The organism is Streptomyces sp. NPDC052236 (assembly GCF_044548015.1).
Taxonomy (GTDB): Bacteria; Actinomycetota; Actinomycetes; order Streptomycetales; family Streptomycetaceae; genus Streptomyces.
Genome location: NZ_JBIUBL010000001.1, coordinates 262,327 through 278,286 on the forward strand (window position 1 = coordinate 262,327; position 15,960 = coordinate 278,286).

The following is a 15,960-nucleotide window of genomic DNA, read 5'->3' on the forward strand; positions in this document are numbered from 1 at the left end:
TGAGCCGACCGTCTCAACGAATTTAGTCCTCCCTGGTCAGGGCCTCGCGGTCGACTGGCTTCGTGGTGAGGGGACAGAACCGGTGGAAAGGGCCACCACCTCACCCACCCACGTCGGCCGCCGCCCTACGGGCCTCCGCCACCGGCCAGGACGCCACCACAGGCGCCAGTGCCCTCGCCTTCTGGGCCAACCTGCGCTACAGCTCGGGCGACCCATACGGGGCCCTCGGCCTCATCGAACGGGCCCTGGACAACCGACACAAGATCACCTCCGGCCGGGTACTGGCGATGCTGCATGCCCGAGCGGCGCGCGCCCACTCCAAGGCCGGCGAGCTCACCCCCGCCTACCGCGCGATCGACGCGGCGTTCACCGCCTACGACCACGCCGGGCCCGCCGAGCACGACCTGCCCTCCATGTACTGGATGAGCCACGGCGAATGCCACGAAGTCGCCGCCAGCTGCGCGCTCTCCCTCAGCGAGCCACAGCGGGCCCTGGAACACTTCGACGCCGCCCCGCACCACGAGGACCCCTACGACACCACCACCGAGACGCGCGGCGCGGGGATCTACGCCGCCCGCCGGGCCGAAGCGCACCTCGCCCTCGGCGACCTCGACGCCGCCGTCCGAGCCGCCCATCAGGCCGTGGAGCACCTGGGCGGAGCCGACTCCGCCCGCGGCACCACCACCCTCACCGACCCGCGAGGACAGCTCGCTACCCACCGGCAGGCCCACGCCGTATCCGACTTCCTCGAACTCACCGCATAGACCCGGCCCGCCTCCCGTACGGCAACCTCCAGGCCACCGGAAGGGGCGGGCGACGACCGATGAGTTTCTCCGTGATCCGCAGTCAGAGATCATGGTTGGTGCGCCGCAGCCACAAGCGTGGTCCAATCGCGCACCGACCGAACCTGCTGAGAGCCAGACACGAGACACCGAGGAACCTTAGATGCGCACTCTGATCAGCACCGCCTTCATCTCCCTCGACGGCGTCGTGGACTCCCCGGGTGGCGAGCCCGGTTACCGGAACTCGGGCTGGACCTTCAAGGATGTCGAGTTCCTCCCCGAGGCATTCGACATCAAAGGCCGGGAGCAGGAGGAAGCCACCGCGATACTGATGGGCCGGACCAGCTACGAGGCGTTCAGCCTGGTGTGGCCCGACATGGAGGACTTCGCCGACTACAAGGTGATGCCGAAGTACGTCGTCTCCACCACCCTCACCGAGGACGACCTGGTGTCGAACTGGGGCGAGATGACCATCCTGCGCTCGCTCGACGAGGTCGCCGCGCTGAAGGAGACCGAGGGCGGCCCGATCATCATCCACGGCAGCGCCGCCCTGAACCAGGCCCTTTCGGATGCCGGCCTGATCGACCGTTACCACCTGCTCGTCTTCCCGCTCCTGCTGGGTGCGGGCAAGCGTCTGTTCAGCGAAACGGACAAGGACACCCAGAAGCTGAAGCTTGTCGAGCACGAGGTCTACGCCAACGGCCTGCAGAAGAACGTCTTCGACGTCGTCCGCTGACAGGGCTCCCGCACTCACTCTGCCTCGCGCCCACGGACGTGGCACTCGCCGGAAGGGCCTGCGGCGGGCATTGGATCAACGGGCGGACGAGGAGAAGATGCCCGCGATGTGGAGCCCGGCCCGGTAGATGGTCGCGGTCCACGGTCGAAGGTGGGCGGCCTGCCACCACGGCTGCCCAGCGCAGTCGGTGGCCCTGCTGATCTGCGGGAACAGGGATCACCGCGTAGATACCGCGCTTACGCAGGTGCTCCCAGAGGCACACGACGAGTACGCCTTGCGGGCCAAGACCATGTCTGGCCGGGTTCGGGGCCGTCCGCGTCGGCGCGGGAGACACGCCCAGCTGGTGCTCGGACCCTCATTGGTCGGCGGGAACGCCCACATCGACAAACTAACGATCTTGAACGCAACGAACAGCGATACGCCGCCTCCGGAGCGAATCCGGACCGGAACGGACAGCACGCGCAGTGCGCCGTGGTTGCAGTTCTGGTTGCATTCACCCCCGTCCAAGGACGTTCTCGGCCCCTCTCCTCTCGCGATACACCGCAGGTCAGGACGCTCCCGAACACGCCCGGACAGCCGGACAAAGATCCGGACAGCCGGACAAAGATGTGGAAAGCGTGTTGGGGGCAACCCTTCACGAGTTCGAATCCGGTCGATGCACTCAACGCACTCGGCAAGGGTCAGGCGCCCAAACGACCCGATGAACATCAGCAGGATGGGATTGGTGACCACCTCGGGGCCGATGGCTTCCAGGTACGCGTTGCGGAGGGCGAGATGAAAGCGCTCCCCCGTCCCCCGGTGCCTTCAACAGCGCGAAGAACAGAGGATTCGCCAGCTCGGCCGTGGCCGTGGCGGGTGCGGTAGTCCTCTACCCAGCGCGCCATGTCCGCCTGTCGGCCGTCGAACAAGGCGGCGCCGCGCTGATCCGCTGGGACCCCCAGAAGTACAAACGCGTTCACGCCGTCGGTTGCCCTCGCCGCGGCGGCGATACGGTCGAGCGTGGCGGACACGCTGTTGGCCCTGGCGACTCCGGACGCCGGGGCGGAGCTGTCCTCACCGCTGACCAACGTGACGACCAGCGCCCCGGCCAGTGCCGGCGAGGCGAGGGGCAACACCGCAGCCGAGCGCGGTTGCCGTCTCCCGAACGCGCAAGGGCAAGGGTCGGGCGTCTGATGAATGAGGTGCGGGGGACGCGCCGCGAGTTGGCAGCGGACGGGTGCAGCGGCAAGTCAGACTGAAGCAGTCGGTCAGGCAGGCCATCTGCATGGTGGTCGACTTACAACCTGTTGGCGGCAGGCTGGTCGTGATGCGGGTGATGGATTCGTTCGTAGAGGGTGATACTGCGGCCGCGTTGGATCGTGGTGGTGCGTTTGGCGAAGTGTTCGTGCAGGAGGCGTTGTTTGGCGCGGTCGCGGGCGTTGTGGGCGGGGCGGGTCTCCGCGTCGCTGATGAGGATGATGTGCCGTTCGCGCAGCATTGCGCGGGCTGTGGTTTCCGGGTTTGTTTCGATGCCGTGCAAGTGCCGGACTCAACGGGGCTCTGGGCGAGCGCGATGTCGCGCAGTCCATGGAACGCGCCTGGGTGACCGGGGCGGTGTCGCGTCGGGCTGAGGGAATGAAAACAACCGCGCCGCCCTGTCCACGCGCTGCGTCCACCAGGGTGGCCGCAGCCAGTACGTCGTCGACGCGACTGTGTGCGCTGCGTACGTGCTGTGCCACGGGGAGCAGAGCGAGGAACGCGAGTGCCGTGACGGCGGCGAGCAGAACTCTGGGGTGGGTGGGCAGGCTCGTGGCGCGTGTGGCGATCAATGCCCCGAGGAGGAGGGCAAGGCCGATGTGGGCGAACAGTACGTAGCGGTCGACGTAGAGGGGCTGCCAGGTGAGCGAGACGGCGAGGAGCATGAGCTGCGGGACGGCGCACAGCGGGACGGCCACAGCGGACAGGCTCAGTTTCCCCGCCGCAGCCGGAGTCGGACCGGCGGGTTTGCGTGCGCGGCGCAGGAGTGCGCAGCCGCCGGCTGCAAGGATGGTTGCTGCGACGGCGTACATCGTGCCGGGGGCGGTGGGCTGTATCCAGGAGACCTGCCCGGATTGGCCCTGGCTGGCCAGGACGAGGGGCAGGGCGCCGAGTACGGCGGTGCTTGCGGCGAGGAGCCAGCGCGCCCAGATGGCGCGGTGGGGCCGGGCGAGGGCGAGCGTGGCGGCGTGGGCGAGCAGCGCGAGCAGTGAAAACCAGTTGAGCAGCGCTCCGAGCAGGACGACGAGCGCGTATGCGCTCCAGGTGCGGGCGCACGGGCGGTGCATGGCGGCCACCAGCAGCCAGGAGGCGAGCGCGACAGTGGCGGTCACCATCGCGTACGGGCGGCCTTCTTGCGCGTACGTCTGGAGGGTGGGCAGCAGTGCGAAGGCGAGCCCCGCGCCGAGCCCGCTCCATCGGCCCGCGAGCCGGGCACCGAGGTCGGCGGCGAGTGAGGCCGCCGCGGCCATGGCGAGGACGGAGGGTATCCGCAGCGTCAGGAGGCTGTCGCCGAAGACCTCGAACACCATGTGCATGAGGGCGTAGTACAGGCCGTGGACGACGTCCGCGTGCCCGAGTAGATGCCAGATCTCGGGCAGGCTGCGGTGGGCGACCTGCCAGGTGGCGGCCTCGTCGCGCCACATACTGTCCTGGCGGGTGATCCCCCAGAGGCCCAGGGCGAGGACGAGGCCCGCCAGTCGCCGCGCAGCGGTCCGTGCTGCCGTACGAGGGCGGTCATCTGTCTGCCACTGGTCCGGCGGTGTACGACGGCGTGTCGTCCGGCCAGGGTGTCGGCCTGGTCGGTGTGGCCGGTCAGCACGGCATGGCTCTCGCGCAGCACCTCGGTGTCCTCGCTCAGCTCGATGCGGCCGTCCCGCAGGAGCAGTACCCAGTCGCAGGTCTGCTCCAGTTCGGGCAGGACGTGCGAGGACAGCACGATGCTCGTGCCGCGCTCGGCGGACTCGGCCATCAGCGCCGCCATGATCTCGCCTCGCGCCACGGGATCGAGGTCGGCCAACGGCTCGTCGAGCAGCAGCAGTTCGGGCCGCTTGCCGAGCGCCAGGGCGAGTGCGACGCGGGTGCGCTGCCCGGGGGACAGCTCGCCGACGCGGGCAGTGAGCGGGATGCCGCCCTCGCGGACGGTCCGCTCGGCGGCCGCCTGGTCCCACGAGGAGTTCAGCTTCTCGCCCATCCGCAGCGTGTCCGCCACGGTGAAGCGGAGGTAGAGCGGTTTGTCCTGGGTCAGCAGAGCGACACGGGCGCGGGCTTGGGGCGTGCCTGCGGCGTCCAGTACGCGTATCTCCCCGGAGTCGGCGCGCAGCAGGCCGCCGGCCAGGTGCAGCAGGGTGCTCTTGCCGGCGCCATTGCGTCCGGCGAGGGCGGTGATGCGACCGCTGGGCACGGTGAACTCGCAGTCCCGCAGGGTCCAGCCACCCCGCGCCCGGTACCGGAATCCGAGTCCCGTGGCGCGCAGCGCGGCCGGCGCGTCAGGCCCGGTCATGCGTCCTCCTCTTTCCGCTCCCGGTCGCCCGGGGTGTGCTCGTGGTGCTCGGGGTGTTCATGACACTCATGTCTGCTCGCTGTCGTAGGCGTCCAGGGTGGCGTTGACCAGGGCGAGGATGTCGGCCCGTTCCAATCCCGCCGCCCGCGCGCGTGCCGTCCAGTCGGTGAGGTCCGTACGCAGGGGCGAATCGTCCTCCGAGCCGGGCCGCGCGAGCGACCGCGTCACGAAGGTCCCCAGCCCACGGCGGAGTTCGACCAGGCCGGCCTGCTCCATATCGCGGTAGGCCCGCAGCACGGTGTTGGGGTTGATGGCGGTCGCCGCCACCACCTCCCTCGCCGTGGGCAACTTGTCCCCGACCTTCAACGTGCCCATCCGGAGCGCCCGTTCGGTCTGCTCGACGATCTGCACGTAGGCCGGTACGCCGCTGCCACGGTCGATCCGGTATTCGACCACGTCACCTTCCATAGTTCCAGCGTGCTTCCATTAATGAATTAATACAAGGATGGTGGAGGCGTCGCAGGGATGTCAAAACGGGAGCACTACCCGAGCGGCCCTCGCCGTCGCATTGCGCTGTCCCCCCGTGCCGACGTTGTGGTCCCGGAGGGCGACACCTTGGCTGACGGGACGACTGGGGGGCTGAAGGGGTGCCAGAAACAAAGCCTGCCGGAGTGGGTACAGCGGTGCCGGAAGCCACCACTCCCGCGGTGGGTACGACGCTGCCGCCGCGGAAGCCGGTCCGTTCGGCCGCCGTCGTGCGGACGCGCCCTCCGAGGCCGAGGAGTTGCGGGCGTGGATCCCAAAGGTGAGCGTGTTGGCGGCGGTGTCGATCGCCGTGGCGACGCCGGCCTGAACGTAGTCAGTGACGTAGGGGCGTTTCCGTCGAGGGTGACCGCCACTCCGAGCAGTCCCGAGCCGACGGGGATGGTGGGACCCCTGCCGTCGGGCCGGGGCTTCCGGGGCCCCAGCATGTGACAGGGATCACGCCGGGGCGAAAACCTGCTGACCAGGCCGGGCGTCTAACGGGTGTGAGATCAGTCAGGAAGGCACCGGCCGAGCTGGACGAGGAGCGTCTCGTCCAGCTGGTGGCCAGGGGCGACCGCGTGGCATTCGAGGAGCTGTACCGGCGTACGTCGCCGTGGATGGCGGTGCGGCTGCGCCGCCGCTGCGCGGACGAGCAAATCGTCGCCGAGGTCATGCAGGAGACGTATCTGGCGGTGTGGCGCGCGGCGGGTGCGTTCGCCGGGGCCGCGGCCGGAGGGACGGCCGTCGGCTGGCTGTGGACGATTGCGGCGCGCCGCCTGGTCGACGCGTTCCGGCGCAGGGCTCACCACGCCGAGCCGCCGCCCGCGGCCGCCTCGCGGCCCGTGGCGCCCGCCGCCGAGGAGGAGGCGCTCGCGGAGACCGTCGGCGGTGACGTCGGGGACGCGCTGCGGCGCCTCGCGCCGGAACTGAGACAGGTACTGCAGGCCATGGTGCTCGACGGGCTGTCCGTCCGGGAGACCGCGGTCCTGCTCAGACTGCCCGAGGGCACGGTCAAGACCCGTGCCCGCCGGGCCCGGATCGCCATGCGGGAGGCACTGGTATGAGTGTGGAACACGCGTCGATGCGGATCATCGACGGGTACGCGCGCGGCGACACGGACCTCGCCGCCGACGAGATGTGGGCCCTGGAGGCCCACCTGGAGGCGTGCGGACTGTGCCGCGACCGGCTGTCGGCCGCCGTCACGGCCGAAGCGCCCGCCGTCGCGTCGCTGGTCGACACCGTGTGGTCCGGCCTGGAACCCCAGCTGGCCACGGCCGTCCCAATGCCGCCACGGCGGCGCTGGTCGGCGCGGCTGTCGGCGTGGATGACGCCCACGATGGTGCCGTGGCTGGCCATGGCCGTGGGCGTGACGCTGATCGCGCTGCTGCTGGACGTGGTCGGCTCCGGCTCGGGCTCCGGTGACGTGTCGCTGGTACTGCTGCTCGCCCCGGTGCTGCCCGTGCTCGGCGTCGCGGCGTCCTGGTCGCGCGGCCTGGACCCGGCGTACGAACTGACGGCCTCGGTGCCCAGGGCCGGGCTCTATCTGGTGCTGCGGCGCACCGCGTCCGTGCTCGCCGTGGTCGTCCCCGCGCTGCTGGTGGGCGGATACGTGACAGGGGTGACGGCCGCGCAGTGGCTGCTGCCCTGTCTGGCCTTCACCTCCACGACCCTGGCGCTCGGCGGTGTCGTCGGCGTGACCCGTGCGGCCGTTGCGCTGGTGGCGGTGTGGGCCGCCGTAGTCGTGGCGCCGACCCTGGCCGCCAGCCGTACGACCTTCGCCCTGCAGACGGACGGTCTGCCTGTGTGGGAGCTGATCCTCGCGCTCGGCATCGGTGTCCTGATCGCCCGCAGGGGCGCGTACTCCGTGCTGGGAGCCCATCAATGACCATCGGAAAGGACCATCACATGACGTCCGCCTTGAGCGCGGCTGACATCGTGCCGACGGCCTACGCCTGGGAGATCCAGGCCACCGGGCTGAAGGTCAGGGTCGGCAGGAAACGGATGGCCGTCGACGGGCTCGACCTGTCGCTGGGCACCGGCGTACACGGACTCCTCGGCCCCAACGGGGCGGGCAAGACCACCTTCATCCGGGCGCTGGCCACCGTGCTGCGCCCCGCCGAGGGCAGCCTGGAGCTGCTCGGCGAGTCCGTGGGCGGCATGGGCGAGCACCGTGCGCTGCGCCGCCGGATCGGTTACCTGCCGCAGGAATTCGGCTACTACAAGCGCTTCACGGTGCGCGAGTTCGTCGAGTACATGGCGTGGCTGAAGGAGGTGCCCAAGGCGGACATCCCCGGGGCTGTCCAGCGCGCCGTGGAGCGGGTGGGTCTGGCTGACCGGGCCGACGAGCGGATGAAGGCCCTGTCGGGCGGCATGGTGCGGCGGGTCGGCATCGCCCAGGCCATCGTCAACGACCCGTCGATCCTGCTGCTGGACGAGCCGACGGTCGGCCTGGACCCCGCGCAGCGGCTGCGGTTCCGCGAGCTGCTGCAGGAGTTGGGTAAGGACACCTGCGTGCTCGTATCGACCCATCTGGTGGAGGACGTCGCCGCCGCCTGCACCGACGTGGTGCTCTTCGCCGAGGGGCGACTGGTCTTCCAGGGCACCCCGGACGACCTGGCAGCGGCGGGTAACCCCGAGCACGTGGGCGACAGCCCGCTGGAGCGCGGCTACTCCGCGCTGCTGCAGGGCCCCGAGCAAGAAAGGGGCACTTGGTGAACATCCGAGTCCTGCGCATCGAACTGAAGCGCTCCATCGCCCCGTGGGCCGGCGCCGTGGTCCTGACGACGGCGCTGGCGTTCCTGTACCTGGGGAACGCCGGGTGGTGGAGGGGCACCACGGCGTGGACGGCGCAGTGGACGTCCATGGCCCTGTGGACCCGCTCTCTGCTGTTCTACATGTGGCCGCTGGCCGTGGGGCTCGGGGCGCTGCAGGGCCTGCGCGACCACCGCTCGAAGATGTCCGAGCTGCTGACGAGCACACCGAGGCCCGCCTGGCACCGCGCGGCCACGGGGGCGGGCACGACGGCGATCACGCTGGCCTCGGCTTTTGCTCTCCTTGTCCTCGTGGGTGGGGTCCAGGTGCTCGCCAACACCGAGTACACGCACCTCGGGTGGCTGCCGATCTCACTGGTGGGGGCGCTCTTCCTCGTCGCGGGGGCCGTGCTGGGCATGGGGGCCGGGCGGGCCCTGCCGTCCGCGCTCACCCCGCCCGCGCTGGCCATGGGCGCCTTCGTGTTCACGGCCCTCATGCACATGTCGTTGGGCCGGACGGAGACGACCACGGCGACGGGGATCACGAGCACGGAGCCGAACCGGGTCTCCCTGCTGTCACCGGCGGTGCAGGAGGTGCGTGATGTGCTCGTCACGCTCTCCGCCTCCGTGCACGTCGGGCAGACGATCTGGCTGCTCGGTATGGCCGCGACCGGTTTCGCGCTGCTGGTCGCCGCGACCCCGCGCGCCCGGCTGATCGCCCTGACGCCCGTCCTGGCGGGCGCGGCGATCGCCCTGCTCGTCCTGCCCTCCGACCCGCACCGGATGTACGTCGTCGACGAGGCCGCCGCGGAACTGGCGTGCGACGGCCCGGTGTGCGTGACGAAGACGCACCAGGCACGACTCACCGACCTGGCTGGTCCCGGTAAGGAGGCGCTGCGCCTGCTGCACGGCGCCCTGGGCGGCCAAGCGCCGGTCTCGGTCCGGGAGAACACCGCCGTACTGCCGGAAGGCTCCACGCCGCGGTGGTCCCGCGAGACCGTGCTCTTCGACTTCGACGACGACATCATCGCCGCCGCGAAGGGCGAGGAGCTGGCCTGGGCCCTGATCGCCAAAGGCATGGTGCCGGGGTGCTCCCCCGTCGGCTGGCACGGCACGGGGGGAGATGTATGGGCGCAGACCGTCGCGGTGGGCTGGGTCCTCGGGGACCTCAGGTCGCTTCCCGGCACAGAGCCGGGAAGTGCGCGCGGCGATGCCGAGACCGGCCCGGTGTGGAAGGAACTCAAGGCGCTTCCGCGGGCCGAGCAGCTCTCGCGGATCAAGGCGATGCGCGCCGCCGCGTTCTCCTGCAAGGGTGACGCGTTCGACGCGCTGAAGGGCGGTGCGTCCCGGTGAGATGGCTGACGCTGTATGCGCGCTCGCGGCAGGTGCCCGCGTCGCTCGCCGCAGTGGTGATCAGCGCGGTGGCGTTGTGGGCACTCGCCCGGGACGGCAGCGGGGGGCCCGGTGATCCGCGGCCGGCCGTGCTCGTCCTCGCTACGGCGGCGATGGCGGTCTCGATCGGGCTCAGCGGGCAGGACCTCGCGCTGGACCGGACGGCCGCGATCCGCTGGGTGCCCCGCAGGGCAGCGCACGTGCTGCTCGGCGGCGCGGTCATCGGCGCCGTGCTGCTGACCGTGCAGGCGATGGGCGAGGACATGGCCACGACCGCGTTCGTCGTCCGGGACAGCGCGGGCCTGATGGGGCTGGTCGCCCTGGGCGCGGCGCTCTCGGGCGGGCAGTTCGGGTGGACACTGCCGTTTGCCTGGCTGTCGTTCTCGTTCTTCGCCCCGCCCGCCACGAGTGTGCCGATGCAGGTGGCGACCTGGATGCTGCTGCCACCCGGCACGGCGGCGGGCACCTGGACAGCCCTGGTCCTCACGGTCGCCGGCACCACGGCCTACGCCTTCGCGGGACCGAGACGGTAACCGGGCCGGGCCACCGGATCGGGGCACGGCCGTGATCGTGCGCGGCCCCGCCCTCCGGTGAGTGCCGCGGCGGGCCACCAGCCGGTAGGCGTTGGACAAGCCGAGCCAATAGGACAGCGGCGCCTGGCCGCCCTCCTCGCCGACCTCGACCGCATGGCGACGGCCCTCGGCGGATAACCCGCCGACCCGCCGCCAGGCCCAGCGCAACGAACCACCAAGCCAAAGGAAACGACTCCAGGTGGCGGGCGTGGGTGATGTGCTGTGGCGGTACTACGGGACTTCCACCGGTGGCGTGAGCACGCGGGCGCAGGTCGGCGGCGGGTGGGGCGTTTACTCCGCTCTCGTGGGGACCGGTGACCTGTCCGGTGACGGACGCGCCGATCTGCTGGCGCGGGACACCGCCGGGAAGCTGTGGCAGTACGCCTCCACGGGGGCCGGCACGTATGGCGGCCGGGTACTGATCGGCACCGGCGGCTGGAACGGGTTCAAGGGCCTGTTCTGACGCTGAAGTGAGGGGAGTTCGCCGTCGGCGCAGTCGCTGCGCCGACGGCGAACTTCTTTCGTGGAGGCCGGCTTGTGCGCCCCCTGACGAGTGGCGGGGGACGACGACAACCTCGGCCAGCGGGACAACTGTGCGGCCCCAACGCGCCGCACTCGCGTACGCCCACGAACACCTCGGACGCCTGATCACCACCTGACAGCGAAACGGCGATGGTCGATCATCCTGTGCGCCGACCATGGCGACGCGTTCGGCGACGACGGATTCCACGGCCGGGGTATCGCCCAACCCCGTTGTAATGAACGTGCCATTCGCGGCCATGGTGCGCTGATAGCCGCCACTAAGCTCGCCGGGCATGAGCGACGTTCGCAGCGGCCCGATCCATGATGCCTCCGTGGTGGTGGCCCGCGACAAAGATGGCCTGGTGGCCCTCCTGAGCGCCCGGTTCCCCCGGCACGGCGGCGAGTACCTGTTCCTGCCGGGCGGCCGGCGAGAGAAGGGCGAGACACCTGAAGAATGTGCACGGCGCGAACTCCAAGAAGAGGCAGGCATCACCGCCGAACAGTTGCGGCCCCTGGGTGCGTACGTGATGACACTGGACTCGACGGCGCGTGTTCACCTCTACGAGGCCCGCGGTCTGACCCTGGGGCCACAGCAGCTCACCCCGACCGAAGCGGACTTCAGGCTCACCTGGTTGCTCATGCGGGACGCCATCAACGCCGCCGCCGAGGGCCGCTTCCTCCTGCCGACCGGGCCCCTCGCCCTACTGCTGGCCGACCGGACCACGTAGCCACTCTTGCGGCTTTGCTCCGCTGCGCGCAGAAGCGCTAAGAAGCCGTTGCTTTTCCGGATCTGATGTGTGTGTTTCCGCAGGTCAGGTGTGATGTGCGCGTTGTCGAGGCAGGCTGGGGCCGTCTGATTCGTCGTGGATGACGTGAGGTGGCGGATGCCACCGGCATCGCGCCCGACGGCGACGACGCGAGGAGCTGCGCGAAGCCGTCCGCCGCGCGGTGGCCGGTGCCACCAGTGAGGCAGAGTTCTTCGACCGCCTGTCCGCGGCCGGTCTCCTGATCCGGCAGCGCGTCGCGCCCTCCGGCGACCTGCTCGGCCACAAGGTCGCACTGCCCCAGGACCGCGACAAGGACGGCGAACCGATCTTCTATGCGGGCTCCATTCTGGCCCCCGACCTGTCTCTGCCGCGTATCCGCGAGCGCTGGTCCGATGACCCCGACCACGCCAACCTGGGCCAGGGCAGCGACACCCCCACGAGCCAGGTTCCCCAGCCGACAGGGTCGGCGAGGAGGTCGCTCCGCGGCTGCGCGCCCTGGTAGACGCCGAACCGGTCTGACGGGTCACGCCTCTCGGAGCCGGACGAGGCGCTCCCGTACGGCGTCGGCCTCCGGGTCCTGCAACGCGTCGAAGATCGCGGCGGCACGGTGCCAGACGTCTTCGGCCCTCCCGGTGCCGCCCGTCGCCGCGAGCGTCTCACCGAGCCGGACCAGGGTCTCCGCCTCGTGATAGCGGTCGGCCGAGGCCCGGAACAGGGCGACGGCCTCGTCGTAGCTGGCGACGGCGCGGTCGTACCGGGCCAGATGGTGGTAGGCGAAGCCGAGGCTGTCCAGGGTGGCGGCCTGGCCGTTGCGGTCACCGGCGCGCCGCTGCCGGTCGAGGGCCTGGGTGCAGTTCTCGATGGCCTGTTCGTAGTCGCCCTCCGCGGCATGGAGCCATCCGATCGCGTTCAGGGTACGGGCCTCACCGTCCTGGTTGCCGGACAGCCGGTGCAGGCGCAGCGCCTCGTTGCCGTGGCGCAGCGCCTCCGCCAGTCGGCCGCCCATGTAACAGATCTCGATGTAGTTGTGCAGGGTCTGGGCCTGCCCGGTGGTGTCGCCCAGGCGGGCGTACAGCTCAAGGGCGCGGCGGAGCTGGTCCTCCGCGGCATCGAGGTTTCCGAGCCGGGAGTTGGCACGGGCAAGCAGGCGGCAGGCCATCGCCTGGCCTGCCGGATCGCCGGCCCTTCCGGCGGCGGCGAGCGCGGTCTCCTGGACCGTGAGCTGGTCCTGCCACAGGCCGTGGGGCGCCAGATAGGCGGTGAGTGCCCAGGCGAGCTGCCAGCTGTACGTCTCGAAGCCGTACTCCGCGGCCTGCGCCACCGTCCGCAGCAACACCCGGTGCTCTGCGGCGAACCAGGCGAGGCCCGCGTCGGCGTCCCGGGCGTGCCCGCCGCTGTTGGACGGCAACGGCGGCACGGGCGTGACGGCCAGCCACTGCGGTTGCACGAGCACGGCTGCGGCGTGAGCGCGGTGCAGGCAGTGGTCGTAGAGCCGTTCGCGGGCCGCCCTGCGTTCCGCGAACGGCTCTACGGTCCGGACGAGTTCGGCCGCGTACGTCCGCAGCAGATCGTGGAAGAGGTACCGCCCGGGGGAGTGCTCGGTCAGCAGGTGCAGCCGGGTCAGCTCCCGGAGCAGGGGCCGGACGGAGCGCTCCGGGGCCCCGGCCAGCGCCGCCGCCGCGTCAAGGGGCAGATCGGGGCCGGGATGCAGCGAGAGCAGCCGGAACAGGCGGGCCGCCCCCTCGGTGAGGGCGAGACAGGACCAGGACAGGACCCGCCGAGCGTCGCCGTCCTCCAGCGCGTCCAGCAGCGCCCCGGCGGGGCGGAGTTCGGCCGCGAAGGTGTGCAGGGGGAAGGACGGATGGTCCGCCACCCGTGCGGCGACGACGGCGAGGGCGAGGGGCAGCCGCCCGGTCATTGCCACGATCTCCGCTGCCGCCGCCGGTTCGGCCTCGACCCGCGCGCCCAGGCGGCGGACCAGCAGGCCGATCGACTCCTGCTCGGTCAGCACGTCGAGGGTGAGCGGCCGCGCCCCCTCGGTCGTCACCAGCCCGTGGAGCCGCTCCCGGCTGGTGACGACCACCACGCTGTCCCCGGTGCCGGGCAGCAGTGGCCGTACGTGTGCGGAGTCCCGTGCGTTGTCCAGGACGACGAGTACGCGGCGGGAGGCCAGCAGGCTGCGGAAGAGCCCCGTGCGGGCCTCTGCGCCGGGCGGTATCCGGGACTGCGGTACGCCCAGCGCCTCGATGAATCCCTGGAGGGCGTCGGCGGCGGGCAGTGCGCCGTCCTCGTCGTACCCCCGCAGGTTCACATGGAGCTGCCCGTCGGGGAAACGGGGGGCGACCCGATGGGACCAGTGCAGCACGAGAGCGGTCTTGCCGACGCCGGCCATTCCGGAGACCGCGGTGATCACGGCGGTCTCCGGATGGCCGGCCCGGCGGTCGAGACAGGAGTCGAGCACCGCGAGCGAGGCATCGCGTCCGACGAAGTCGGCAGTGACGAGGGGGAGTTGCCGAGGGCTGGCCGGGAGTGGAGCTGACGTGGCCTGCGTCGGCACCGGGCGCTGCCTGAGTATGTCCTCGTGCAGGCGGCTCAGTTCGGGTCCGGGATCGAGGCCGGTCTCCTGGACCAGCACCTCGCGCACCCGGGCGTACGCCTCCAGAGCGCCCGCCACGTCGCCGGCCCGGTACAGGCCCAGCATCAGATGGCCCCAGGCCCGCTGCCGCAGTGGATGGCGCTCGACCAGGCTCCGCATGCTGCGGACCGCCTCCGGGCAGCGGTCCTCCGCGAGCAGGGCCTCTCCGTAGTCCTCCTCAGCGTGGCACCGGCGCTCCTCCAGCCGACGCGCCCAGCGGGCCAGTGCGTCCGGCAGCGGCAGCCCTTCGAGGACGGTCCCACGCCACAGCCCCAGCGCCTCGGCCAGCTCCTCGCATGCCCGGGCGGGATCGCCGAGCGTCAGGGCCCGGCGGCCGCGGGCGGCCGCCTTGTCGAAGAGGTCGACGTCCCGCCGGCCCGGCTCGACCCGGAGCAGATAGCCGCCCGGGGTGCGCGGCATCCCGTCCCAGGGGCCGCCGCCGCCCAGAGCGCTCCGCAGGCCGCGCACATAGGTCCGGAGGTTCGCCGCGGCGGAGGCCGGGGGATCCTCGCCCCACAGTGCCGCCGCCAGGACGGCGGTCGGCACGGTCTCGGACGGGCGGCTGAGAAGGGCCGCCAGCAACAGGCGCTGTTTGGCCGAGCCCAGGTCGACATGGTCGCCGCCGCGGGAGACCTCCAGGGGACCGAGAAGAGCGAAACGCACTGATACCACCCATGTCGCAGGTGCGAGGCCCGCAACGCGAGCCGCCGAACGTCTGGTTGTGCGCGCACTGTGCGCGGATTGTGCGCTGGTCAGCCTAGTGTTCTGCCTCTCGCGAACAACCCTCTCTCTGCAAGGAGTCCTTGATGCGTATGTCCCGGAGGGCGGCACAGGCCGCGGTAACCGCGGCGGCTCTCGGCGGTTCCATGATCGTCTCGGCGACGCCGGCGGCCGCGGCGACGACCGCCCCGTCCTGCATCGGCCGCATGGTCACGGAGACGACCAACGGTTTCGATGTCCTTATCACCAACAGGTGCGGCTACACCCGTTCGGCGAAGGTCGAGGTCTCGCTCGCCCCGGACAGTTCGTGTTACGTGCTGTCGGCCGGCACCAACGCCCTGTACATATACAAGGGGATCTTCGGGAACTACAAGCGCACGGTCAACTGCTGACGGTCCGTCCGCAAGCCCGCCGCGTACGGGCCCGTCCGGATCCCCCGGGCGGGCCCGTACCGTGCCCCCGTCAGCCACCCAGCGCCCGTGTGGGCCCGACCACCGAGCGGGCCACCCCCAGGTCCACCGGATCCTGGGGTCGAAGCCGGAGCTGGTCGGGTCGGGTCGGGTCGATCGGGGCAAGCACAGGCAGGCCCAGCCGGATCACCCGCGCGGCGGTGCGGTAGCCCTTGGCGCGAGAGGACGGCAGCAGCCCCAGGCCGATGTGCGCGGACCGGTTGTGGTTGTCGATGCTCCACAGAGACGCGGTGCCGACCAGGGTGCCTCCCTCCAGCTCCACTACAGAGAACGGAACGTGCCCTGCTCCTTGTCGTCCGCCACGAGCCGCGAGTCCTTCGAGCCGGGCGTGATCGGCCGCCACGGCCCGCCTTCGGCCCGCGAGGAGTTGACCACGTCGTCGTAGAGCTCGGCCTGCAGGATCGGGATGTCGTCCTCGCGCCGGGCCCTGAGCCCGACCTTGCTGCCCTTTAGCATGCAAGCTCCCTATCCGACCGGGCTGACCGGCGACAAACCAATAAAAGATCACCTCAGTTGGTGTAGCGGCGGTAGCAGATGAGGGCGCCGGCGAGGTCGGGGCCGAAGCCCCGCCC

General features: G+C 71.0%; 14 protein-coding genes and 3 pseudogenes. 11 read left to right on the top strand and 6 right to left on the bottom strand.

The genetic code is table 11. The annotated features are described in order from the left end of the window. Window positions 1-62: 62 nt before the first annotated feature. Together ACIHCQ_RS01235 and ACIHCQ_RS01240 are read left to right on the top strand one after the other, a co-directional pair. Window positions 63-764 (top strand): hypothetical protein, encoded by a 702-nt coding sequence (locus tag ACIHCQ_RS01235; protein ID WP_399656567.1) that lies wholly within the window; start codon window positions 63-65, stop codon window positions 762-764. Window positions 765-945: 181 nt separating this feature from the next. Continuing rightward, window positions 946-1,518 carry a dihydrofolate reductase family protein gene (locus ACIHCQ_RS01240; RefSeq protein ID WP_399656569.1) on the top strand — a complete coding sequence of 191 codons (573 nt, stop codon included), beginning with the start codon at window positions 946-948 and terminating at the stop codon, window positions 1,516-1,518. A 143-nt stretch (window positions 1,519-1,661) separates the two neighbouring features. Here ACIHCQ_RS01240 and ACIHCQ_RS01245 read toward each other — a convergent pair. From ACIHCQ_RS01245 to ACIHCQ_RS01260, 4 genes and pseudogenes are all read right to left on the bottom strand, one after another. Further along, a pseudogene (locus tag ACIHCQ_RS01245) lies at window positions 1,662-1,833 on the bottom strand (IS5/IS1182 family transposase); the annotation flags it as partial. A gap of 932 nt (window positions 1,834-2,765) precedes the next feature. Continuing rightward, window positions 2,766-4,070 carry a glycosyltransferase family 39 protein gene (locus ACIHCQ_RS01250; protein WP_399657544.1) on the bottom strand — a complete coding sequence of 435 codons (1,305 nt, stop codon included), beginning with the start codon at window positions 4,068-4,070 and terminating at the stop codon, window positions 2,766-2,768. After that, window positions 4,031-5,035, bottom strand: coding sequence for an ATP-binding cassette domain-containing protein (locus tag ACIHCQ_RS01255; protein WP_399656572.1), 1,005 nt, complete (start codon window positions 5,033-5,035; stop codon window positions 4,031-4,033). The genes ACIHCQ_RS01250 and ACIHCQ_RS01255 overlap by 40 nt, the downstream gene beginning before the upstream one ends. 66 nt (window positions 5,036-5,101) lie before the next feature. Continuing rightward, window positions 5,102-5,503: a GntR family transcriptional regulator gene (locus ACIHCQ_RS01260; RefSeq protein WP_399656574.1), complete on the bottom strand. Its 402-nt coding sequence runs from the start codon at window positions 5,501-5,503 to the stop codon at window positions 5,102-5,104. A gap of 560 nt (window positions 5,504-6,063) precedes the next feature. On the opposite strand from ACIHCQ_RS01260, the gene ACIHCQ_RS01265 reads away from it, so the two are divergent. From ACIHCQ_RS01265 to ACIHCQ_RS01300, 8 genes and pseudogenes are all read left to right on the top strand, one after another. Then, window positions 6,064-6,624 carry an RNA polymerase sigma factor gene (locus ACIHCQ_RS01265; RefSeq protein ID WP_399656576.1) on the top strand — a complete coding sequence of 187 codons (561 nt, stop codon included), beginning with the start codon at window positions 6,064-6,066 and terminating at the stop codon, window positions 6,622-6,624. Then, window positions 6,621-7,445 carry a zf-HC2 domain-containing protein gene (locus tag ACIHCQ_RS01270; protein WP_399656578.1) on the top strand — a complete coding sequence of 275 codons (825 nt, stop codon included), beginning with the start codon at window positions 6,621-6,623 and terminating at the stop codon, window positions 7,443-7,445. The genes ACIHCQ_RS01265 and ACIHCQ_RS01270 overlap by 4 nt, the downstream gene beginning before the upstream one ends. Then, on the top strand, window positions 7,442-8,275 hold the full coding sequence (locus ACIHCQ_RS01275; RefSeq protein ID WP_399656580.1) for an ABC transporter ATP-binding protein: 834 nt from the start codon (window positions 7,442-7,444) through the stop codon (window positions 8,273-8,275). The genes ACIHCQ_RS01270 and ACIHCQ_RS01275 overlap by 4 nt, the downstream gene beginning before the upstream one ends. Beyond that, window positions 8,272-9,663: a hypothetical protein gene (locus ACIHCQ_RS01280; protein ID WP_399656582.1), complete on the top strand. Its 1,392-nt coding sequence runs from the start codon at window positions 8,272-8,274 to the stop codon at window positions 9,661-9,663. The genes ACIHCQ_RS01275 and ACIHCQ_RS01280 overlap by 4 nt, the downstream gene beginning before the upstream one ends. Beyond that, window positions 9,660-10,235: a hypothetical protein gene (locus ACIHCQ_RS01285; RefSeq protein ID WP_399656584.1), complete on the top strand. Its 576-nt coding sequence runs from the start codon at window positions 9,660-9,662 to the stop codon at window positions 10,233-10,235. Before ACIHCQ_RS01280 ends, ACIHCQ_RS01285 begins: the two co-directional genes overlap by 4 nt. A 247-nt stretch (window positions 10,236-10,482) precedes the next feature. Then, the gene (locus tag ACIHCQ_RS01290) at window positions 10,483-10,737 is read left to right on the top strand and encodes a hypothetical protein (RefSeq protein ID WP_399656586.1); all 255 of its coding nucleotides are present in this window, start codon (window positions 10,483-10,485) and stop codon (window positions 10,735-10,737) included. A 352-nt stretch (window positions 10,738-11,089) separates the two neighbouring features. Next, window positions 11,090-11,524: an NUDIX domain-containing protein gene (locus ACIHCQ_RS01295; protein WP_399656588.1), complete on the top strand. Its 435-nt coding sequence runs from the start codon at window positions 11,090-11,092 to the stop codon at window positions 11,522-11,524. A 163-nt stretch (window positions 11,525-11,687) separates the two neighbouring features. Further along, window positions 11,688-11,961 (top strand): annotated as a pseudogene (locus ACIHCQ_RS01300) (mobilization protein); the annotation flags it as partial. 125 nt (window positions 11,962-12,086) lie between these two features. On the opposite strand, the gene ACIHCQ_RS01305 reads toward ACIHCQ_RS01300, so the two are convergent. Next, complete coding sequence (locus ACIHCQ_RS01305) at window positions 12,087-14,861, bottom strand: BTAD domain-containing putative transcriptional regulator (RefSeq protein WP_399656590.1); 2,775 nt, start codon at window positions 14,859-14,861, stop codon at window positions 12,087-12,089. A 143-nt stretch (window positions 14,862-15,004) separates the two neighbouring features. Here ACIHCQ_RS01305 and ACIHCQ_RS01310 point away from each other — a divergent pair, with 143 nt between their 5' ends. Beyond that, entirely contained in the window at window positions 15,005-15,310 is a 306-nt protein-coding gene (locus tag ACIHCQ_RS01310) for a beta-Ig-H3/fasciclin (RefSeq protein ID WP_399656592.1), read from the top strand. A gap of 217 nt (window positions 15,311-15,527) precedes the next feature. On the opposite strand, the pseudogene ACIHCQ_RS01315 reads toward ACIHCQ_RS01310, so the two are convergent. After that, a pseudogene (locus tag ACIHCQ_RS01315) lies at window positions 15,528-15,844 on the bottom strand (GNAT family N-acetyltransferase); the annotation flags it as partial. Window positions 15,845-15,960: the final 116 nt, after the last annotated feature.